Origin of the sequence: Gordonia jacobaea (assembly GCF_965344965.1) — a bacterium.
GTDB classification, from domain to species: domain Bacteria; phylum Actinomycetota; class Actinomycetes; order Mycobacteriales; family Mycobacteriaceae; genus Gordonia; species Gordonia jacobaea.
On sequence record NZ_CBDRLS010000001.1, the window covers coordinates 383,353 to 403,908 of the forward strand.

The 20,556-nt window shown below is 64.2% G+C and carries 18 protein-coding genes; 12 read left to right on the forward strand and 6 right to left on the reverse strand.

Annotation, left to right across the window (positions count from 1 at the left end; genetic code table 11):
• The first annotated feature begins 93 nt into the window (after nt 1–93).
• The 4 genes from ACRVY7_RS01715 to ACRVY7_RS01730 are packed head-to-tail and all read left to right on the forward strand — an operon-like array spanning nt 94 to nt 4,326.
• Nucleotides 94–1,590: a glutamine synthetase family protein gene (locus tag ACRVY7_RS01715; RefSeq protein WP_287005179.1), complete on the forward strand. Its 1,497-nt coding sequence runs from the start codon at nt 94–96 to the stop codon at nt 1,588–1,590.
• Nucleotides 1,591–1,626: 36 nt separating this feature from the next.
• Nucleotides 1,627–2,937, forward strand: a complete 1,311-nt coding sequence (locus tag ACRVY7_RS01720) for an aromatic ring-hydroxylating oxygenase subunit alpha (RefSeq protein WP_431815762.1) — start codon at nt 1,627–1,629, stop codon at nt 2,935–2,937.
• Nucleotides 2,934–3,596 (forward strand): aromatic-ring-hydroxylating dioxygenase subunit beta, encoded by a 663-nt coding sequence (locus tag ACRVY7_RS01725; protein WP_431815763.1) that lies wholly within the window; start codon nt 2,934–2,936, stop codon nt 3,594–3,596. Before ACRVY7_RS01720 ends, ACRVY7_RS01725 begins: the two co-directional genes overlap by 4 nt.
• Before the next feature lie 22 nt (nt 3,597–3,618).
• Complete coding sequence (locus tag ACRVY7_RS01730) at nt 3,619–4,326, forward strand: type 1 glutamine amidotransferase (protein WP_431815764.1); 708 nt, start codon at nt 3,619–3,621, stop codon at nt 4,324–4,326.
• A 184-nt stretch (nt 4,327–4,510) separates the two neighbouring features.
• Here ACRVY7_RS01730 and ACRVY7_RS01735 read toward each other — a convergent pair whose 3' ends face one another.
• From ACRVY7_RS01735 to ACRVY7_RS01750, 4 genes are all read right to left on the reverse strand, one after another.
• A complete protein-coding gene (locus tag ACRVY7_RS01735) occupies nt 4,511–5,404 on the reverse strand; it encodes a nucleoside triphosphate pyrophosphohydrolase (protein ID WP_431815765.1) in 894 nt (297 codons plus the stop codon).
• Nucleotides 5,401–6,165: an amidohydrolase family protein gene (locus ACRVY7_RS01740; RefSeq protein WP_431815766.1), complete on the reverse strand. Its 765-nt coding sequence runs from the start codon at nt 6,163–6,165 to the stop codon at nt 5,401–5,403. The genes ACRVY7_RS01735 and ACRVY7_RS01740 overlap by 4 nt, the downstream gene beginning before the upstream one ends.
• On the reverse strand, nt 6,162–9,752 hold the full coding sequence (gene mfd, locus ACRVY7_RS01745) for a transcription-repair coupling factor (protein ID WP_431815767.1): 3,591 nt from the start codon (nt 9,750–9,752) through the stop codon (nt 6,162–6,164). The genes ACRVY7_RS01740 and mfd overlap by 4 nt, the downstream gene beginning before the upstream one ends.
• 104 nt (nt 9,753–9,856) lie before the next feature.
• Nucleotides 9,857–10,399: a CGNR zinc finger domain-containing protein gene (locus ACRVY7_RS01750; protein ID WP_431815768.1), complete on the reverse strand. Its 543-nt coding sequence runs from the start codon at nt 10,397–10,399 to the stop codon at nt 9,857–9,859.
• Nucleotides 10,400–10,438: 39 nt separating this feature from the next.
• Here ACRVY7_RS01750 and ACRVY7_RS01755 point away from each other — a divergent pair, with 39 nt between their 5' ends.
• Both ACRVY7_RS01755 and ACRVY7_RS01760 read left to right on the forward strand, forming a co-directional pair.
• On the forward strand, nt 10,439–11,524 hold the full coding sequence (locus ACRVY7_RS01755; RefSeq protein WP_431815769.1) for an EamA family transporter: 1,086 nt from the start codon (nt 10,439–10,441) through the stop codon (nt 11,522–11,524).
• A 32-nt stretch (nt 11,525–11,556) separates the two neighbouring features.
• Nucleotides 11,557–12,348 (forward strand): dioxygenase family protein, encoded by a 792-nt coding sequence (locus ACRVY7_RS01760; protein WP_431815770.1) that lies wholly within the window; start codon nt 11,557–11,559, stop codon nt 12,346–12,348.
• A gap of 25 nt (nt 12,349–12,373) precedes the next feature.
• On the opposite strand, the gene ACRVY7_RS01765 is transcribed toward ACRVY7_RS01760, so the two are convergent.
• Both ACRVY7_RS01765 and ACRVY7_RS01770 read right to left on the reverse strand, forming a co-directional pair.
• On the reverse strand, nt 12,374–13,570 hold the full coding sequence (locus tag ACRVY7_RS01765) for a DUF5685 family protein (RefSeq protein ID WP_431816373.1): 1,197 nt from the start codon (nt 13,568–13,570) through the stop codon (nt 12,374–12,376).
• Nucleotides 13,571–13,686: 116 nt separating this feature from the next.
• Complete coding sequence (locus ACRVY7_RS01770) at nt 13,687–14,478, reverse strand: TetR/AcrR family transcriptional regulator (RefSeq protein ID WP_431815771.1); 792 nt, start codon at nt 14,476–14,478, stop codon at nt 13,687–13,689.
• 354 nt (nt 14,479–14,832) lie between these two features.
• On the opposite strand from ACRVY7_RS01770, the gene ACRVY7_RS01775 reads away from it, so the two are divergent.
• From ACRVY7_RS01775 to ACRVY7_RS01800, 6 genes are all read left to right on the forward strand, one after another.
• Nucleotides 14,833–15,318 carry a hypothetical protein gene (locus ACRVY7_RS01775; RefSeq protein WP_152930095.1) on the forward strand — a complete coding sequence of 162 codons (486 nt, stop codon included), beginning with the start codon at nt 14,833–14,835 and terminating at the stop codon, nt 15,316–15,318.
• 22 nt (nt 15,319–15,340) lie between these two features.
• Complete coding sequence (locus tag ACRVY7_RS01780) at nt 15,341–16,594, forward strand: acyl-CoA thioester hydrolase/BAAT C-terminal domain-containing protein (protein ID WP_431815772.1); 1,254 nt, start codon at nt 15,341–15,343, stop codon at nt 16,592–16,594.
• Nucleotides 16,595–16,830: 236 nt separating this feature from the next.
• Complete coding sequence (locus ACRVY7_RS01785; RefSeq protein WP_049699759.1) at nt 16,831–17,478, forward strand: ABC transporter permease; 648 nt, start codon at nt 16,831–16,833, stop codon at nt 17,476–17,478.
• On the forward strand, nt 17,475–18,761 hold the full coding sequence (locus tag ACRVY7_RS01790) for an ABC transporter ATP-binding protein (RefSeq protein ID WP_049699760.1): 1,287 nt from the start codon (nt 17,475–17,477) through the stop codon (nt 18,759–18,761). Before ACRVY7_RS01785 ends, ACRVY7_RS01790 begins: the two co-directional genes overlap by 4 nt.
• Entirely contained in the window at nt 18,758–19,498 is a 741-nt protein-coding gene (locus ACRVY7_RS01795; RefSeq protein ID WP_005207242.1) for an ABC transporter permease, read from the forward strand. The genes ACRVY7_RS01790 and ACRVY7_RS01795 overlap by 4 nt, the downstream gene beginning before the upstream one ends.
• Nucleotides 19,495–20,490 carry a glycine betaine ABC transporter substrate-binding protein gene (locus ACRVY7_RS01800; RefSeq protein WP_431815773.1) on the forward strand — a complete coding sequence of 332 codons (996 nt, stop codon included), beginning with the start codon at nt 19,495–19,497 and terminating at the stop codon, nt 20,488–20,490. Before ACRVY7_RS01795 ends, ACRVY7_RS01800 begins: the two co-directional genes overlap by 4 nt.
• The last annotated feature ends 66 nt before the right edge of the window (nt 20,491–20,556 follow it).

Sequence of the window (20,556 nt, forward strand, 5' to 3'; positions counted from 1 at the left end):
GTTACGTCACCCCTTCGACACGTAACGAACATAACGTCTACGTCATCGCAGTCGCCCACAGCCCTTGTCCTTGCCGTTTCCCCGGAGGTTCTCATGTCCGAATCATCTCCCCGCGACTTCATCGTCCGCCACAACCTGTGGACACCCGAACAACACGCAGCTGCTGATGCGATCGCCACACGCGTCAAGGCAAAGGAGTTCAAGACCATTCGCGTGAGCGTGGCTGACCCACAGGGCAAGCTTCGCGGAAAGACGCTGCTACCCAACACATTTCTCTCAACACTGCGCAATGCCCTCGACTTCAGTTCGGCACAATACAATTTCGATTCCGGTGAGAACATCGCGTTCAACCCGTTTACCAAGGGCGGCAGCCTCGACATGGTCGAGATGGAAGGCTTTCCCGACCTGGTCCTCGTCCCCGACCCGCTGACCTTTCGGGAGTTGCCCTGGACACCGGGCACCGGCTGGATTCTCGGCGACATGTACTTCAACGACGGGACACCGGCACCATTTGATGCCCGCCACAAACTCAAGAACGTCATCAGCGACCTCGCCGCCGAGGGCATGACCTTCGTCGCCGGCCTGGAGGTCGAGTTCTACATCACGCGCGTCGTCGACCCGAAGTTGGCGCCTGAGGACAGCGGCGCGCTCGGTAGCCCGCCCGCACCTCCGGAAGTGGAAACCATCGGCAAGGGTTACGCGTATCAGTCCGAGGTACAGATGGATGCCATCGACGACTTTCTCGGAACAATCGCGGAGTATGCCGAAGAACTCGGCATGCCTTTGCGCACAATGGAAGACGAGCTCGGCCCCGGCCAGTTGGAGTTCACCTTCGACGTGCAGGGCGCCCTCGAGGCCGCAGACACCATGACGCTGTTCCGGTCCATGGTCAAGCAGGTCAGCGCACGCATGGGCCTGCACGCAACTTTCATGACCGCACCCGGCCTGCCGGGATTCTGCGCGAGCGGTTGGCATCTGCACCAAAGCCTGACCGACGCCGAGGGCAACAACCTGTTCGTCGCCGACGCCGGGTCCGACGGCCTCCTGTCGCCCATCGGCCGTAGCTTTGTCGCGGGTCTACTCGAACATGCCTGCGCCGCTTCGGTATTCACCACACCCAGTGTCAACGGGTATCGACGCCGTCGTCCCTACTCGCTGGCCCCCGATCGCGCGACCTGGGGTCACGACAACCGCGCCGCGATGTGTCGTGTGCAAGGCGGGCCGGGCGATCCGTCGTCGCACATCGAAAACCGCGTCGGGGAACCGACTGCGAATCCCTATCTGTACCTGGGTTGCCAGATCGCGGCCGGGCTCGACGGAATCAAGCGCAACCTTGATCCAGGTCCCGTAGAAGCCGACCCCTACAGCGCAACCGATCGCCCGAAACTGCCTGTCACACTCATGGAAGCGGTCGACGAGCTCAAGCGCAGCCAGTTCTTCCGCGACACCTTCGGGAATATTTTCGTCGACTGGCTTCTCGGACTGAAGGCTTCCGAGATCGGAAGGTTCCTCGAGGCCGAGCCGGAATGGGAACAGAATCCCGACGCGGTCACCGAGTGGGAACACCGCGAGTACTTCACCAAGTACTGAGACCGTTTCTCCCACAACCTCTCTGGAGTGTCATCAATGACCAACACCACCGAAACGTCGGTGTCACCGTTCGACGAACTCGTGACCGATCTGCGTGTCCACCGCACGATGTACACCGACCCGCAGATCTTTGTCACCGAGATGAACCGCGTGTACGGCGGCACCTGGACCTACCTCGCCCATGAGAGTGAGATCCCCGAACCGAACGATTTTGTCCGCCGGAAACTCGGCTTGCGACCGATCATCGTCACCCGCGACCGAAACGGTGAGATTCATGGGCTGATCAACCGCTGTACTCACCGGGGTGCGACGGTATGCCGAACCGATTCGGGCAACGCACGTAGTTTCATGTGCCCGTATCACAACTGGACCTTCAACAACACCGGCAAACTCACCGGCGTCCCGATGCACAAGGGCTACGGAGCAAGTTTCAACAGAGATGAACTCGGTCTCGGCCGGCTGCGCGTCGACTCCTACCGGGGCTTCATCTTCGGGACGCTGAACCAAGAGATCAGCGATCTCGCAACACATCTCGGCGATGTCACCGACTACATCGACCAGTGGCTCGACCGCTGGCCCGGCGCCGAGTTGGTGGTCCGGCACGGCGAGACCCGCCTGAACTGCAAGGGAAACTGGAAACTCATCTACGACAATTCCGCCGACGGCTACCACCCAGGGTTCTCCCACGCGTCGCTGCTGCGGATGCGTAAGGAGCGATACGGCGTCGGCGTCGACATGCAGTGGGCGCTCGGGGACACCGACGCCGGCAAGCAAACGGTCACCGACCTCGGCAACGGCAACACCTTCCTCGATCAGCGAGCTGAGATCGACAGTTACTGGGATTCCGCAGCCCCGATGCCCGGCCAGAACCCGTACGCGAATGCGGTCCGCGCCAAGCTCGACGACGCTGCCGCCAAGGCCGCCCTCGATGTCGTCGTCGGGTCCGGGATGAATCTCAACATCTTTCCAAATCTGTTGATCATCGGTAACCAGATCCAGGTGATCGAACCGTTGGCGGTCGCCGACACCGACATCGTCTGGTACTCGACAAGTCTGCGAGCACCCGACCTGCCGGACGAGATCAACTCGCTGAGAGTTCGACTGCAAGAAGACTTCCCCGCGTTCGGGGAACCCGACGACCTCGCGAACTTCGAAGAGTGCCAAGTCGGTTTGGGCGTTGAGGAAATGGAATGGGTGGTCACCAACCGTCACATCGACACCGACACCGAAACCCTCGACGCCAACGGCAATCTCACCGGGCTGATCACCGACGAATTGCCAATCCGAGCCTTCTGGCGGTACTGGAAGAAGCTGATGACCTCCGACACGAAGCTGGTTGCCCGATGAACGCGCCCGAGATGGAGGTGCACCGCAACGTCGACGATCCCGTCGTCCGCTATGCCTTGGACGAGATCCTGCGCGACAGTCTGGAATCGACTTACATCGACGACGACTACTACGCCAAGCTGCGGCACGATCTCGTCGAATGGGACACAGTCGGCACACCTCTCACGCCCGAGGAACGCAATGCCTACGAAGCGCTTGTCCTGCACGAGAGTTGGTTACTCGACCGCCGAGCTTTCGAACAGTGGTACCAGCTCTATTCCCGTCAGTGTCTGTACTGGGTCCCGGCGGTCCGCGACATGCCCGACCCCGAGGCAGGCGATCCTCAGAAGCGTGTCACCATCGCTTTCGACGACCGTCGTCGAATGGGTGACCGTATCGTCTGGCTTCGCACCGGAGTTGCCTATTCGCAGCTGCCACCCTCCTATACGACACACGTCAACACGGGCTTCGTGCGCATCGCGACTGACAACCCGGACGAGGTCAAGATTCGTTCGCAATTCATCGTGCACGAGATGCGCGACGGGCATGCTCTGCAAACCGTCCCGGGTTGGATGGGACACGTATTCATCCGCGAGGACGGCGAACTGAAGATCGATCGCAAGATCTCTTGCCTCGTCGACGGACACCGCAGCCATCACAACCTCACGTTCCTGATCTGACGGACGACGGTAGCCTCGACGCATGGGACAGCGAGCACTTGCCGTCATGCATGGCGTGATTCCTGACGAGCAGAGGACGATTCTCGGGTCGCTGCTGCCCGCAATGGAGAATCGCGGATTTACCGTCGAGATCGTCGGAGTCGACGACCTCGATTCGGTCGACCTGGCCGGTCTCGCGTTCATCTGCGTGACCGGTTCACCCGACTCCGTCTACGACGAGAAGCTGGACTGGGTCGCGCCCGAACGACAATTCCTGCAGCAGGCCGACGCGGCGAACGTACCGATCCTCGGGGTGTGCTTCGGCGGACAGATTCTCGCCAGCGCCCTCGGCGGATCGGTCTCGCCGAGTCCCCGACCCGAGCACGGCTTCACCGAAATCGTCACCACGCGACCTGAACTCGTCTCTACGGGACCATGGATGGAGTTCCACCACGACACGATCACCCCTCCTGACAACGCCGAGGTGATTGCCCGCACCGAGCACAACGTCCAGGCGTTCACCGTCCGACGACATCTTGGCCTGCAATTCCACCCCGAGATCACCCCCGAATGTTTCGACGCGTGGCGCATCGGTTTCACGACACGCAAGCGCCCAATCGGCGAGTCGGGAGTCGATATCGCCACAGTGGCCGCCGACATCCGCCGGCGCGCGGCGGCGGCTGCGGCCGACGCCGACGAGTTGTTGGGCCGCTTCCTGATTCACGCCGGCGTGACGGCGCCGGTCGCCTGACGCTCTACGCGCACCACAGCGACTTATGCCGGCATATCCGGGCGCGCGGTTCGGGCGTCGTCGCGGGTGAATGTGTGTCGTATCGAAGGATGTGGGTGCTGCAGCACACACATCCTTCGACTCGACACACATCTAGGCAGCGGCGCGCGGGGCCGCGCACCTCAGAACCCCCGCAGCGTCGACCTCACCGCGCGAGAAACGACTCCCACGCCTCGCGCGAGCCGAGCGACGCGCCGGCAGCCGCTGCACTGACCTCCGCGTCACGGACCCGTTCCATCAACGCAAGCGTCCTGGCCCTGGCGGCGGCTTCGACGCTGTCGTCGCCGATCGCGATCGTCACGGTGAGCACTGCGGGGTCGATGGTGTCGACGGGGTAGTTTGCGGCGGTCAGGCGTTCGAGCACCTTCTGCGTCAGTGCGAGCGCAGGGGCCGTCGTCGCGATGCCGTCGAGCACCGAGCCGCGCTGCTTTTCGGCGGCCTTGCGCTCCTCCCATTCACGGATCTGCGTCTCGAGGTCGCTGTGTTCGCCGGACAGAACGCCCGGGGTCCGGCCACGCACCTTGTCGACGAAGCTCCGCGCGACGTCGTCGATGTCGAAGGGGGCCACCGGGTCGTCGGCGGCGATCCGCGCGTGGAACAGCACCTGCAGCAGCAGGTCGCCGAGTTCTTCGCGGAGGTTCTCCTGGTCGTCACCGTCGAGGGCATCGAGCAACTCGTAGACCTCTTCGAGCAGGTACCGCCGCAGCGACGCGTGCGTCTGCGTCGACTCCCACGGTCCGTTCCGGCGCAGCGTGTCCATCAGCGCGACGGCGTCGAGCAGACTCGCCCCCGATCGGCGTTCGACTTCGACGACGTCGTCGCCGTCGGCGATCCGCCGACGTACCAGCGGATGCTGCGCGTCCGTCGTGACCAGGGTGAGCGACGAGTCGGAATCGGCTGCCGCGGTGACCACGTGGTCGAGTTGCCACAGCACCGACGCGGGGACGTCTTCGGTCACCACGACGGTGCCGGTCAGCGCTGTGCGCGCCGCGAGCGGGACAACACCTGGTTGCTGCGGATCGAGCACCACGACCGTCAACGCAACTCCCCCATGCGATAGAACCGTTCGGCGTTGGTGCGCAGCACCGCCTCGACGTCGTCCTCTCCGACCTGGGAGACGAGCAGGTCAATGTCGTCATCGCTGAACGGTCGACGGGCCCTGGTCGACGGCAGATCGGTACCGAACATCAGGGCCGTCGGATCGACCGCCATGATCTGTCGAATCGCAGACGGAACGTCGAGTTCCACCCGACCGAATCCTGTCGCCTTCACACGTACTCCGCGTTCGACGAGCGACAGGAGCACCGGGAGCCCGGCCGTCGACAATCCGAGATGATCGATACTGACCGCGGGCAACCCAGCAATGACGTCGGTGAGGTCGTCGAGATGTGCTGCGTCGACGTATAACTCGGTATGCCAGCCCGCGACATCGTGCACACGTCTGGCGAACGCGTCGAGTTCGTCGAGTGATGCCGAGCCCCCTCGCGCAACATTGAATCGAATGCCACGGACGCCACGCTCAGACAAGGCGACGACATCCTCATCGGTGACAGTCGTCGGTAGCTGCGTGACCCCGACGAATCCCTGACCGAGTTTCTCCAACGCCGCGACCAGATAGGACTGGTCGAATTTCTGAAACGATCCGGAAACCACTGCGCCGCCGACGATCCCGAGCGATTCGGTGCGTGCGCGGTACTCCGGCACTCCGAACTGCTCCGGAAGAAACCCGTTGTTCTCGACGACCGGGTAGGCGTGATCGATGATGTGGAAGTGCGCATCGAAGATGCTCCGTGCACTCATCGGTCAGCCGAATCGAGCGGCTTGAGGTTGCGAAGGAACGTCGCGAGGTACTCGATGACCTCGTCGTCGCGCAGGCGGGCCGATCCGACGCCCCCGGTGCGCGGGATCGGTAGCGTGACAACCGATGTGGTCGCACGATACGACGCCGCGGAGTACAACCGTTTGAGACGCACCTGCTCGCTGTCGGCCAGCGGGAGCGGCGCGACCTTCACACTCGTACCGGTCGTGCCGATCTCGGTGACACCCCGTTCACGTGCGCGCAGACGGAGTTTCGCGATCGACGCCAGGCGTCGGGTTTCCTCGGGCGGTTCGCCATAGCGGTCGGTGAGTTCCGACATCACGCCGTCGACCTCGTCATCCGACGTCGCCGATGCGAGTTTGCGATACGCCTCGAGGCGCAACCGATCGGAGTCGACGTACTCGACCGGGATGTGCGCATCGACGGGCAGGTCGATACGGACCTCGCTGGGTTCCGACGACGTGACGGGCAGACCGTCTGCCGCAGCGCGGTATGCCTCGACGGCCTCGCCGACGAGGCGCACGTACAGATCGAATCCGACACCGGCGACGTGCCCTGACTGCTCGGCGCCGAGAACGTTTCCGGCACCACGCAATTCGAGGTCCTTGAGCGCCACGGCCATGCCCGCGCCGAGTTCGTTGTTCTGCGCGATTGTCGCCAATCTGTCGTAAGCGGTTTCGGTGAGCGGCTTTTCAGGACTGTAGAGCAGGTAGGCGTAACCGCGCTCACGACTTCGACCGACACGACCACGCAACTGATGCAACTGCGACAGACCGAGATTCTCGGCGCGATCGACGATGAGTGTGTTTGCGTTCGAGATGTCGAGACCGGTCTCGATGATGGTGGTACACACCAGCACGTCGAACTCACGGTTCCAGAAACCGGCGACGGTGCGTTCGAGTTGATCCTCGTTCATCTGACCGTGTGCCACAGCAACTCTCGCCTCGGGGACCATCGCTGCGATATCGCGGGCAGTCTTGTCGATGGTCGACACCCGATTGTGAACGTAGAAAACCTGGCCGTCGCGCAACAGTTCTCGGCGAATCGCTGCCGCCACCTGCTTGGGTGAGTAGGCGCCGACATAGGTGAGCACCGGATGCCGTTCCTCCGGCGGGGTGAGGATGGTCGACATCTCGCGAATGCCCGCCATCGACATCTCCAGCGTTCGCGGAATCGGCGTTGCCGACATCGTCAGCACGTCGACGTGCGTGCGCAACGACTTGATGTGTTCCTTGTGTTCGACGCCGAAACGCTGCTCCTCGTCGACGATCACCAGCCCGAGGTCTTTCCACGTGACGCCGGTCTGCAGCAATCGGTGCGTACCGATCACGATGTCGACCTCGCCCTTCGCCATCTCCTTGATGATCTCGCGTGACTCCTTCGCATCGGTGAACCGCGAGAGTCCTCGGATGCGCACCGGGAACCCCGACATACGCTCGGTGAATGTCTGCAGATGTTGTTGCGCGAGAATGGTCGTCGGGACCAGGACCGCGACCTGCTTACCGTCCTGCACGGCCTTGAACGCCGCGCGCACCGCGATCTCGGTCTTGCCGTAACCGACGTCGCCGACGATCACGCGGTCCATCGGAGCCGACTTCTCCATGTCGTCCTTGACCTCGCCGATCACCGTCATCTGATCGACGGTCTCGGTGAAGTCGAACGCGTCCTCCATCTCACGTTGCCAGGGCGTGTCGGGACTGAAGGCGTAGCCGGGCGCGGCGTGCCTGGCCGCGTAGAGCTGGACCAGCTCGCCGGCGATCTCACGAACAGCCTTGCGCGCCTTGCGTTTCGTGTTCTGCCAGTCGGAGCCGCCGAGCTTCGACAACGACGGCTGCTCGCCTCCGACATAACGCGACAACTGGTCGAGCGAATCCATCGGCACATAAAGCCGGTCGCCGGGTTGCCCACGCTTGGAGGCCGCGTACTCGAGCACGAGGTACTCACGTCGCGCACCCGACACCGTACGTTCGATCATCTCGACGAACTTGCCGATGCCGTGCTGATCGTGCACGACGAGATCGCCCGCGGTGAGCGCAAGCGGGTCGACTTGATTGCGACGCTTGGCGGGCAATCGCTTTCCGTCGCGCACACTGGCGACGCGGTTGCCGGTGAGGTCCGTCTCCGTCACGACCACCAATCCGGCACTGGGACTGACGATTCCGTGACGCAGCGCGCCGTTGAACACCGACACGGTTCCCGGTTCGGGTCGCGCGCCCCCGTCGACGAGCGCGTGCGGCACCTCTGCGTCGGCAAGTCGCTCACAGACGCGCTGTGCGGTGCCCTTGCCCGCGACCACGATCGCAGCGGTGTTGCCCGCGCTGACGTGAGCGCGCAGTCCGGCGAACACGATCCGGATCTCCTCGTCGTCACCATGCGGCGTCGGCCCCGGGGTGATGTCGAGTTCGTATTCTTCGCCGAAGCCCGCAGAAAGCGGACTCATCGTCCACCACGACCGACCCGCCGCGAGCGTGGCCTTCTCGACGTCATCGAGTGGCCGATAAGCACTGGCCTGCAGATCAATTCCGGTCGGACCGGACATCTCGCGGGTGTCGACGGGCGCCGTGGCTCCCATCGCGGCGGCGTTCCACGACGCCTCGAGGAACTCGGCTCCGGTTTGTGCGAGATCGGCTGCGCGCGTGCGGACTTTCTCGGGATCGAGCACGAGCACGCGGGTGCCAGCGGGCAACACCTCGGTCAGCAACTGCATCTCTCCGTCGACGAGTGCCGGTGTCAGCGCTTCCATTCCCGCCACCGGAATACCCTCGGCGAGCGAGGTGAGCATTTCGACGAGCGACGGGTCGTCGGCGTTCTCGACGGCGAGTGCGGCCGCACGTTCACGCACGGGCGGGGTGAGCAGCAGCTCGCGGCAGGGATGGATGAGGACCACCGACGCGTCGACCTCGGGTTGACTACGCTGATCCGCCACCGAGAATGCTCGCATCTCGGAGATCTCATCGCCCCAGAACTCGACCCGCACAGGGAAATCGGCGGTGGTCGGGAAGACGTCGAGAATGCCGCCGCGTACGGCGAATTCGCCACGCCGACCGACCATGTCGACGCGCTCGTACGCCATCTCGACGAGATCGGTGAGCAAGCCGTCGAAGTCGAGTTCGATGCCCTCACGCAATGTGATGGTGCGTATCTCCCCGAGCCCGGGCGCCATCGGCTGCACCAGCGATCGGACCGTGGTGACCACCACGCGCAGCGGAGCGTCGCCCGGGTGCGCCAGCCGATGCAGCACCTCGAGACGCTGCCCGACGACCTCGGCGCTCGGCGAGAGCCGTTCGTGCGGAAGCGTCTCCCACGACGGGAACTGCGCCACCGCAGACTCGTCGTCGAGAAGCTCGCGTAGTTCGGCCGTCAGGTCGTCGGCTTCGCGTCCGTTCGCCGAAACGACGAGAATCGGCGCATCAGCGACCTCGGAGAGACAACTGACCACGAACGGCCGGGCGGCGTCGGGGGCAGTGATCGCGAGTTGCTGATCGTCGCGATGGTCACGCAGTGCCGCGATGCTCGTGTCCGCGCAGGCGAGGGATGCGAGTCCGTGAAGGGCGGGAGTAGACGACACTTCGGCAATTCTAGGGCACGGCAATTCTGCCAGGCAGATGCCGCAGCGCACCGCTGGTCAGACAGGCGCAGCGGGCAGCACTGGTCAGTTGCCGCTCACAGCCACTAGTCCATCGCCGCGGCCTGCCGCGCGCGATACGCCGCGACGGCGTTGCGATTACCGCAGGCCGTCGAGCAATACCGCCGAGACCGGTTGCGAGAAAGGTCGACGACGACGCCCTCGCAGCCCGCGTCGGCGCAGACGGACAGCCTCGACATGTCGTCGGCCCTGATCACGTCGATCATTGCCATCGCGGTCTCGACCATGATCCGGTCGGCGAGGGGGGCGTCGTCGTCGATGGCGTGCAGATGCCAGTCCGTGTCGCCATGTCGCACCAACCGCGGCACGGCCAGGTGCCGACTCAGGATCTCGTTGACCAGTTCGACGGCACGGTCGCGGTCGGCGATGAGCAGCGCTCGCAGCGCCGGCCGGATCGCCGACACCGCATCGAGTTCTTGCTGGTCACCGTCATGGCGGCCGGTATAGCCGTAGTGGCCCCAGAAGGCGTCGAGGTCGTCGATGGAACGCAGGGTCTCGGGCGACTCTGCTGAGTTGGCGAGTGCAACCGCCGCCTGCAGCGCCAGATCGACGTCATCACCGAAAACCATGTTGACACCTTACCAAGGCCGCCGCTAGCGTCATTACCCATGACGTCGGTGACCCATGACCGCACGCCGGCAGAGGTGGCCGCTCGCAGACGCGCGGGCCTGATCCTGGCCTTGGTGTCGGCAACGAGCTTCGGGCTGTCGGGCGCGCTCGGCACGCCGCTGATGGCCGCGGGGTGGAGCGCAGGCGCCGTCGTCGCGATCCGCATCGGTATCGGCGGTCTCGCGTTGCTGCCGTTCGCCATTCGCGACCTCGGCGGTGTCTCGGCGCTGCGATGGTCGACTGCGTGGACGCTGGTCCGCGACCACGGCAGGACAATCGCGCTCTACGGATTCCTCGGCATGGCCGTCGCGCAGTTCTGCTACTTCTCCGCCATCGAGCACATGGACGTCGGACCGGCCCTACTCATCGAGTACACCGCCCCCGTAGTGGTGGTCGCGTGGATGTGGGCGATCCACCGCCAGCGGCCGTCGCGGTGGGCGCTCGCAGGTATTGCGGTGAGCGGCGTCGGATTGGTCGGAGTCCTCGACCTCGTCGGCGGCACCTCGGTGAGCCCCATCGGTGCGCTGTGGGCGTCTGGCGCAATGCTCGGCGCCGCCGGCTACTTCATCATTTCGGCCAAGGAGAACGATTCACTGCCGCCGTCCGTGCTCGCGGCGAGCGGAATGGTCTTTGCGGCAACACTTCTCGGAGTACTCGGCCTCGTGCATGCACTGCCGATGACGATTGGCGACCCGACGGTCCACTTCGCCGGATTCGACGCACCCGCGTGGACGGTGCTGGCTGCGCTCGCGCTCGTCACCGCGGCGACCGCATATCTCACCGGAATCGGTGCCGCGCGCAGACTCGGAGCGCGGCTCGCCTCGATATTCGCGCTTGTCGAGGTCTTGGCCGCGGTCGTATGGGCCGCGCTCCTGCTCGATCAGGTCCCGGCGGCGCTCCAGATCGTCGGCGGCGTCTTGATTGTCGTCGGGGTCATCGCGGCCAAGATCGGTGAACCGAGCACGTCGACGTCGCCCGTCGGCGAGCCGTTGCCGCTTGGCCACGTGCCAGAAGGCCCCGAGAATGATGCTGCCGACAGCATTGCTCCCGACAACGATGCCGCAACGTCCGCACCCGAAACTTAACCGGACTGCGGTCCGGTTGATACGATGTTCGCATGTCAGCCCCAGAACCCACCCGCCAGCCGACGCTGTTCCTGAGTCATGGCGCCCCACCACTCGTCGACAGCGAGCGCTGGGTCTCCCAGCTCACTGAGCTGTCCACCACACTCGACCGTCCCTCGGCGATCCTGGTGGTGTCGGCGCACTGGGAGGCCGCGCCGCTGACGATCGGTTCGACCGACCCGACCACGCCCCTGACCTACGACTTCTGGGGATTTCCCGAGCGCTTCTATCGCACCACCTACTGGTCGCCCGGTGCTCCCGACCTCGCGGAGAGAGTCGCGGCGATGATGCCCGACGGCACGGCAATCGCCCGCGACCAGCACCGTCGCCTCGACCACGGCGCATACGTGCCGTTGACGGTCATGTACCCCGACGCCGACATTCCGGTGCTCCAGATCTCGCTTCCCACACTCGACCCCGCACAATTGCTGAACCTCGGCCGTCGACTCGCACCGCTGCGCGACGAGGGAGTGCTCATCATCGGATCGGGTTTCACCACGCACGGGCTGCCGTATCTGACCGACCCCTCCCCCGACGCCGCGCCGCCGAGCTGGTCGTCGGAGTTCGACGCCTGGGCGCACGAACGTTTCGCCGCCGGCGACGTCGAGTCCCTGATCGATTTTCGACGCACCGCCCCGGGAATGCCCTACGCCCACCCCACTATTGAGCATTTCGCACCGCTCTTCGTCGCGCTGGGCGCCAGCGACGATCCCGAGCAACAGGCCGACCAGGTCATCGACGGGTTCTGGATGGGCCTTGCCAAGCGGTCGCTGGTGCTTGCCTGAGGCGGACCTCTCACCGGCGGGGTGGTCAGTTACAGCTACAGCAGTCGCCGCAATCGCAACAATCTCCGCAATCACAGCAGTCGTCACAGTCACAGCAATCGCCACAGTCACACAGCGCGGGTTTCCACGTGTCCGAGCAATGATTCCAGTGGTCGTTGCAGCATGCGGGCCCGCAACACGAGTTGCCCAGAAACGGCAGTAGACGCTCGTGGAAAGGCCGATCCGGACTGAACGGCGGCGGGAACGGCCACCCTTCCGGGTATCCGGGCGGCGGCATCTGTTCGGGAAGTGACGGCTGTTCCGGAAGTAGTGGTTCGGGAAGTGACGGCTCGGTAGCCGAAGGTCGGTGTACGGCACATGAGCTACGGCGCGGCATGCGCTGACGCACCGCATGACGCAGCCCGTCGATAAGGACGGCACGCAGCAATCTGTCGTCGACCAGTTCGAGCTTGGCGTAGCGACGCACAATCGCCCGAACGAGGAGCCGACATTCCGCACGGGCATCGTCGATGGCGGTCCCCGATGCGTCGAGCGGATTGAATTCCCCCTGTTCGCGATCCTGTGGGAGATCGTCGATCGCATCGATCAGGTGCGCGAGCCGACCGAAATCGGCACCTATGGCCTCGAGATGCTCGCGATTCTCGGGAGCACCCGCGATGTCGGCCGTAGCCGCGAACACACGGGCCGCCGACTCCGAGGACGCGCGAAGCAGATCGTCGAGGTCCGTCGACCTCGATTCGACCTCTGCCTGCCCCGACAGCCGAGCGAGCATGGAGTCGACGTCGAGCAGGCGGGCCACATGGCCGTCGTCGACGGCGTGACGTCGCAATGCCGCGGCTACCCCTCCTGCCACCACCCGACGCATCCGCGACGGTGGCGCCAGCCCGGACCGCTGTTCTTCGACGATGTCGGCGGCCTTACCTGCGGCGAGCGTCAACGAGACACCGGTGGCCAGTCGCAGTCCCGGATCACCGACCGCGACAACCTCGGCCGACTTCATTCCACGTAGCGGGCAGCGGCCGGCACGCGTGGTCGACGGCGTCGTATTGCACTGTGCCGCAACAAGAATTGACACCGTAGCCGCATCGGTGTTGGTCGTCAGCCGACTGGGATGGCCGTGTCCGTCACGCAACGACAGACATAAGCCACACAGGTGCGCCTGCCACTGTGTGAAGAGGTCGTCGGGCATCGTGTGGCGACACGGTGTGAGAAGTCCGAACACCGGCTGATTCCAGCACGCCGGACCGTCGGCGCCAACTTGCGCCACACGCAGCGTCATTCGCACGTGATAGGTCAGTTCGGCGTGTTCAGGCCTCGCCCGCAGCAGACCTCAGCCGATCAGGGGGACTCCACCGAATCAGACGGCACCGACGCATCAGAGGACTCCAAAGCCTCAGGAGTCCCCGACCCCTCAGCCGACGCCGGGACAGATGTCGCGTCGCCAACCGTTCGCGCTTTGTGCTCGACGTAATCCGGCCCGACGAGTTCGGGGTCGGGGTCGAGGCGGGTGAGTCCGTTCCAGCAGAGATTGACCAGATGGGCCGCGACAACCTCTTTCGACGGTTCGCGGACGTCGAGCCACCACTGCGCCGTCACCGACACCATCCCGACGAGCGCCTGTGCGTACATCGGGGCCAGCTTCGGGTCGAATCCCCGTCGTTCGAAGTCGCCGGCGAGGATGTGCTCGACCTGGCTGATGGCGTCATTCAGAAGACTTCCGTACGTCGCGTTGTCCCTCGACGACGCGCTGTCGCCGCGCACGAGGATGCGGAATCCGTCGGTGCGCTCCTCCATGTAGGTCAACAGCGCCAAGGCCACCTGCTGGATGCGGTACAGCGAGCGGTTCTTGGAGAGCGACGACGTGATCATCTCGAGCAGGGTCTCCATCTCACGGTCGACGACGACCGCGTAGAGACCTTCCTTACCTCCGAAGTGCTCGTACACAATCGGTTTCGACACCCCGGCACGCTGGGCGATCTCTTCGATGGATGTGCCCTCGAAGCCCCGCTCGGCAAACAGACCGCGCGCGACCTCGATCAGTTGCAGGCGTCGTTGGGCGCCGGTCATGCGGGCCCGTGGCGCGCGTTTGACCTCACCTGTGCTCGAGTTCGCCGGACGGCTGACAGCCATGAGGCCACCCTACGAGATCTCCCACGCCCAATCGACCTGACGCTCCGGCCGCCCGCCGTCCCACGCGGCAGGACCCGAGAAGACGCACCCAGCTGACCGGAGGATGTGTGTCGTATCGAAGGAAGTGGGCGCTGCAGCACACACATCCTTCGATACGACGCACATTCACCTTATAAAGATGCGCAATCCACCTATTCTCGTCGGTTTCGACGTACTCACCTCTTCCGCGGTTGTAAACCCCCCATATTTCGGACTTATGCCGAGAGTGCGGATTTCTTACGGTCAGATACATCGCCCGTAGAGAGTCACGTATCCAGCGCGTGGCAACGGACGACGAGAGACGAAGGATGGACCATGAGACCTCACAGAAGCTTGCTCCAGGTACTCGGCATGTCGATCGCCGTGACCGCGATGATCCTCGGCCTGACAACGGCCACCGCCGCGAAGAGCGAGGCCACGCCTATCCCGCAGGGCGGTTCAAGTGCCGTCCTGGTGATCACCAACAACACCGGTATGCCGTTGACCCTGAAGCAATTCCCCGATACCAGCGTCGGTGCGGGTAGTTCGATGGACTTCCGATGGATCGATGCGCCACCCGCCTCGCTCGGCATGGGCAGAACGGCTGTCGTACGCGCCTGGACGTCGAACCCTCTGGCCATGGGCGTCACTGTCACCTACACCTACACCTACCGCTCCGCCGTGGTGAATTACACAGCCTCCCTGCGCCACACTCTCGGATTCACCGATATCTCCGGCAGTAAAGCCTCCCCCGGTGAATCCGTGAGGGCCACCCTGATCCGTCCCGCTCCGAGAATGTTCGCCACCTACGTGTTGTCGTGAATCGCACCCGAGTCTGATCCTCATGCGAATCAGTGTTGACACGGCGGACGGACTCGTCGACTCGCTCATCGAGTTCAACGTGTTCGACACACCAGCGGAGAAGGTCGAACTCGTCGTCGATGGTGTAGACGCCGCGGGATCGCACTGGCGGTCCCGCGGCACTCATCGGCTTGGCGACGACGGGCGGATAGAACTCGCCGATCCAGACCTACCGTGGTGGGACATGCGGCTCGTCGACAACCCGAGCTCCCCGGATATTTTCGAATCCTGCGACGGCACATTGGATTTCACTGTCTCGGTATCCGACGGTACGTCCAGCGACAAGGCCACGGTACCTCGTACGTGGGGACGCGAGCACACGGTGGAACAGCGACGAGGCGACGGATGGCAGCTACAGATCTACCGTCCGGAGTCAGCTGACTACCCTCTGCCGGGAATCATCGTGTTCCCCGGGACGATGGTCACCAGGTCGGTGACAGCGATGGCCGCGCTGCTCGCCGCTCACGGCTATGTCGCGGCGGTCCTCTTCTACACTCAGCGCCCGGGGTTGCCCGATTCGTTCAGCAGAATTGCCACGGAGAACACCGCCGCAGGCATCGAATGCTTCGCCGCCCTGCCCTACGTTGACGAGGACAAGATCGCACTCCACGCGTCGTCGGTAGGTGTTCAGACAGCACTGTCGACGATGGTGACGATGGGGACCTCGGCTCGCGCAGTCGTCGCGGTGGCTCCCAGCCACGTCGTGTTCCAGGCACTCCGCCGCGACGGCCCTCCCGAGAAGGTCTCTGCCCTCACCCACGGCGGCGTCGACCTGCCGTATGTTCCCGTGCGCAGCGAGCGTCTACTCGGACAACTCGCCATGAATCTCTTGCGCCGCAGAATCTCTCACGGACGCTCGTCGATGGCGATGTCGACCCACGCCGCGTACGCCGCGGGTCTGCGGGATCATTCGGCTGTGCGGGCCGCGACCATCGCCGTGGAGAAGATCGGGTGCCCGATGTTGGTCGCCGCGGGCACCGACGACCAGTGCTATCCCGCTGCGGACATGGCACAAGAGATAGTTCGACGCCGCAGCGACGGGCACGCAACCCACGCAGCCGACGACGAACTGCTGATCTATCCCGGGGTGGGCCACTTCATCCGTCCGCCCGCGATTCCCACGACGGTCACCCGGTCGGCCTCACTGATCGGGGGCGGCGATCCGCGCCATATCGCAGCGGCACAGCGGGACTGTTGGACCCGGACACTCGCTTTCCTGCACCAACACCTGACCTGATCACCTCGCGCTGCATTCGGATGGTGCGACACATTTCGACCCTTTTACTCACCGTGATCAAAACGTGACACTGAGGTCCGGCGATTGCCCTCAGGGACGTCGGCGCCGGTCAGCGGGCCAGCATGCTCGCTTGTCAGGTGTACACGCCGACACGGAATTGCGGGAATCACCCAAGAGTCGCGGTTGCTTTGTAGGCTGAATTCTCTCTGAACGCTCACCACGACGAGGGGATAGCTGTGGGCAGTTTGTGGAACTATATCCACGCACACGCCGCGAACCTGACGTTCCTCACCTATCAGCACGCATCTCTGGCATTTCAGACGGTTCTCGTCGGCACCGTGGTCGCGATCATCGTCGCGGTGCTCGTGTACCGACGCCCGTTGGGTTCGGCGCTCACGCTGACGTCGAGTCGCGTGGCGCTGACGATCCCCTCGCTCGCACTTCTCGCCCTGCTGATCGTCCCGTTCGGTCTCGGCGTCGTGCCGTCGTTCATCATGCTGGCGTTCTTCGCCGCGCTCCCTGTGATCGGCAACGCGATCGTCGGGCTGCGTTCGGTGCCGGCAAGCGTGATCGAGTCAGCACAGGGAATCGGATTGTCCCGCTGGCGAATTCTGCTGAGCGTCGAGTTGCCGATCGCGTGGCCGGTGATCCTGACCGGGATTCGTGTCTCGACCCAGATGATCGTCGGAGTCGCCGCGATCGTCGCCTACGTCCTCGGACCCGGCCTCGGATCGTTGATCTTCAACGGGTTGTCTCGCCTCGGTGGCGCGAATGCACTCCAAATGGCGCTCACCGGAACCATTCTCATCGTCTTGATCGCTCTGGTCTTCGACGCCCTGCTCGTTCTCCTCGGCCGCTTCACCATCTCCAAAGGACTGTCATGACCGACGTAGCCAACACGCCGGCCCCCGGGGCCGGTAGCGCATCCGGGGCAACGGTGACCGGTGCCCCCATCCGACTCGACGGCGTCGAGAAACGATTTCGGGGGCAAGACCAACCCGCCGTGGGACACCTCGACCTCGACATCGAGGCGGGCCATATCGTCGCCTTCGTCGGCCCATCGGGTTGCGGTAAGACGACGACCCTCAAGATGATCAACCGGCTGATCGAACCGTCCGACGGCAGGATCTTCATCGACGAGCGCGACGTCACCAAGGAGAATCCCGACAAACTCCGACAGTCCATCGGCTACGTGATCCAATCGGGCGGCCTCTTCCCGCACTGGACCGTCGAGAAGAACATCGGAGCCATCCCCCGGGTACTCGGCTGGGACAAGAAGCGGATCGCCGAGCGCACCGAGTACCTACTCGATCTCGTCGGCCTCGATCCCGCGCAGTTCGCCACTCGGCTCCCCAAGGACATGTCGGGCGGTCAGCAGCAGCGTGTCGGCGTCGCCCGTGCCCTCGCCGCCGATCCGCCGGTCCTCCTCATGGATGAGCCGTTCGGCGCGGTCGACCCGATCACGCGAGTCCGGTTGCAGGACAGCCTGATCGCCATCCAACACGAGCTCGGCAAGACCATCGTGATCGTGACGCACGACTTCGAGGAGGCCACCAAGCTCGGCGACAAGGTGCTGATCCTGTCGCAGGGGGCTCACGTCGAGCAGTACGCGGCGCCCGAGGAGATTCTGGCCAACCCCGCCTCACCCTTCGTCGAAGAGTTCATCGGGTCGGGGGCGACGCTTGCGCAGCTCACGCTGTCGCGCGTGCGCGACGTCGAACAAGACTCGGTGATCACCGCGCGCGTCGGCGAGGGTTCCGGAGAGGTCATCACCCGCGCACGGGCCGCGGGGCAGAGTTGGGTGGTCGTCGTCGACAAGCACGACCGCCCGCGTGCATGGCCGTCGCTGGATGAGGTTGCCTCCAAGCCGGAGGTCTCCGACTACCTCGATCCGCGGCTGCCCGTCGTAGCCGAATCGTCGACGCTCAACGACGCCCTCGACACCATGCTCGCGGCCAGCCAGGGCGGCACGTTGGTGACAGATCGTCACGGCGCCGTCGTCGGCATGCTCACCATCGCCTCGGTCATGGACATCATCCGTACGCAACTTTCCGAAGCCCGCCCCGACGAGGACGACGGCTCGTACGAAAGTCACACCGAGGGAACCGCACCCACCGAGACGCCGGTGATCGCTGCCGACGACCCCGAGCAGAACGCGGGCGCATGAAACAACGATTCCGCAACCTCCCGATCGACGTGTGGTTCGAGCCACTCGTCTTCATCGTGCTGGCCGTCGGATATTTCAGTTGGTATGCGACGACGACATTCACCGAGACCGAGCAGGCGTCGCTGGGCTGGTCGACTCTGCAGTCCACCATCATCGACCACATCGAGCTCACTCTCGTCGCGGCCATCGTCGTCATCGTCATCGCAATTCCCTTGGGAATCCTGTTGACCCGGCCGTCGATGCGATGGCTCTCGCCGATCGCGGTGAACATCGCGAACATCGGTCAAGCTGCGCCCGCCGTCGGACTGCTGGTGTTGTTCACATTCTGGCTCGGCACCGGATTCCGTACTGCCGTCATCGGTTTGGTCGTGTACGCGGTCCTGCCGATCCTGCAGAACACGATCGTCGGGTTGCGCCAGGTCGACCAACGCACCATCGAGGCGTCGCGCGGTATCGGATACTCGGCGGCGCGCACGCTCGTGCAGGTCGAACTCCCGCTGGCCGTGCCCGTCATCCTCAACGGTGTCCGCACCGCCCTGGTGATCCTGGTCGGCACGGCCACCCTGAGTACCTTCATCGGCGCGACGAGCCTCGGCACGCTGATCACCACCGGCGTCACGCTCTTCTTGCCCAAGCTGTTGATCTCGGGCGCGATACTCGTCGCTCTGCTCGCCATGATCATCGACTGGCTCGGCCGGGTCTTCGAACTGGTCGCTACACCGAAGGGCGTCGCATGAGCGCCACGCGAGCACGACTCGCCACCGTCGCAACACTTCTCGTCGTCGCTGTCATCGGCCTTGCGGGATGTGGTCTGGTCAGTTCGTCGGGCACCTTCAAGCAGGCGTCGCTTCCCGACGGTTCCCGACCGCTCGACGGAGCCAAGCTCACCGTCACGTCGAAGAGCTTCACCGAGGGCGTGATCCTCGGCAAGATCACCGCCACCTATCTGGCCGCGGCAGGCGCCGACGTCACCGACCTCACCGGCGCCCCCGGTTCGGCGTCGTCTCGCCAGGCGCAACTCAACGGCGACGCCGACATCCTCTGGGAGTACACCGGAACCGGATGGGTGAACTACCACAACGAAACCGAGACCATCGCCGACCCGAAGGAACTCTGGCAGAAGGTCCACGACATCGAGCTCAAGGAGAACCAGCTCGTCTGGCTGCCTCCCGCCAACTTCAACGACACCTACGCGTTTGCGGCGTCGACACCCACGGCGAAACGCCTTGGCGTGAAGTCTCTTTCGGACGTCGCCAAACTTCCTGTCGCTGATCGGACCTTCTGCGTCGACGACGAATTCTTCTCCCGCCCAGATGGTTTCAAGCCGATGCTGGCGAAGTACGGTATGCCGCTCGACGGTCCGAACGGAGTTCCGCTCGGCAACGTGACACGCATGGACGCCGGCGTCGTCTACACGTCGACGGCCAAGAGCTCGCCGTGCAACTTCGGCATGGTCTACACCACCGACGGCCGGATCAAGAACCTCGATCTCGCCGTCCTCGAGGACGACAAGAAGTTCTTCCTGCCCTACAGCGGAACCGCCGTCGTTCGCGAGGACGTCATGAAGCGCTACCCGCAACTCAACGAACTGCTCGGAACCATCTCGGAGCGTCTCACCGACGACGTCATGCAGGACCTCAACGGCCGCGTCGACATCGACGGCGAAGACCCTGCCGACGTCGCATACGACTGGTTGCTCAGCGAGAAATTGATCGTCCCCAAGGATTAGTTGCCACTACGCGTTCAGCGCCGACTCTGCGTCGCCTCTCTACTGTGCCATTCATTGATGTTACGG

Excerpts from the sequence above, each read along its gene's own strand:
- ACRVY7_RS01715 (WP_287005179.1), top strand. The coding sequence starts at position 94 with ATGTCCGAATCATCTCCCCGCGACTTCATCGTCCGCCACAACCTGTGG.
- ACRVY7_RS01720 (WP_431815762.1), top strand. The coding sequence starts at position 1,627 with ATGACCAACACCACCGAAACGTCGGTGTCACCGTTCGACGAACTCGTG.
- ACRVY7_RS01725 (WP_431815763.1), top strand. The coding sequence starts at position 2,934 with ATGAACGCGCCCGAGATGGAGGTGCACCGCAACGTCGACGATCCCGTC.
- ACRVY7_RS01730 (WP_431815764.1), top strand. The coding sequence starts at position 3,619 with ATGGGACAGCGAGCACTTGCCGTCATGCATGGCGTGATTCCTGACGAG.
- ACRVY7_RS01740 (WP_431815766.1), bottom strand. The coding sequence starts at position 6,165 with ATGAGTGCACGGAGCATCTTCGATGCGCACTTCCACATCATCGATCAC.
- ACRVY7_RS01750 (WP_431815768.1), bottom strand. The coding sequence starts at position 10,399 with ATGGTTTTCGGTGATGACGTCGATCTGGCGCTGCAGGCGGCGGTTGCA.
- ACRVY7_RS01755 (WP_431815769.1), top strand. The coding sequence starts at position 10,439 with ATGACGTCGGTGACCCATGACCGCACGCCGGCAGAGGTGGCCGCTCGC.
- ACRVY7_RS01760 (WP_431815770.1), top strand. The coding sequence starts at position 11,557 with ATGTCAGCCCCAGAACCCACCCGCCAGCCGACGCTGTTCCTGAGTCAT.
- ACRVY7_RS01770 (WP_431815771.1), bottom strand. The coding sequence starts at position 14,478 with ATGGCTGTCAGCCGTCCGGCGAACTCGAGCACAGGTGAGGTCAAACGC.
- ACRVY7_RS01775 (WP_152930095.1), top strand. The coding sequence starts at position 14,833 with ATGAGACCTCACAGAAGCTTGCTCCAGGTACTCGGCATGTCGATCGCC.
- ACRVY7_RS01780 (WP_431815772.1), top strand. The coding sequence starts at position 15,341 with ATGCGAATCAGTGTTGACACGGCGGACGGACTCGTCGACTCGCTCATC.
- ACRVY7_RS01790 (WP_049699760.1), top strand. The coding sequence starts at position 17,475 with ATGACCGACGTAGCCAACACGCCGGCCCCCGGGGCCGGTAGCGCATCC.
- ACRVY7_RS01795 (WP_005207242.1), top strand. The coding sequence starts at position 18,758 with ATGAAACAACGATTCCGCAACCTCCCGATCGACGTGTGGTTCGAGCCA.
- ACRVY7_RS01800 (WP_431815773.1), top strand. The coding sequence starts at position 19,495 with ATGAGCGCCACGCGAGCACGACTCGCCACCGTCGCAACACTTCTCGTC.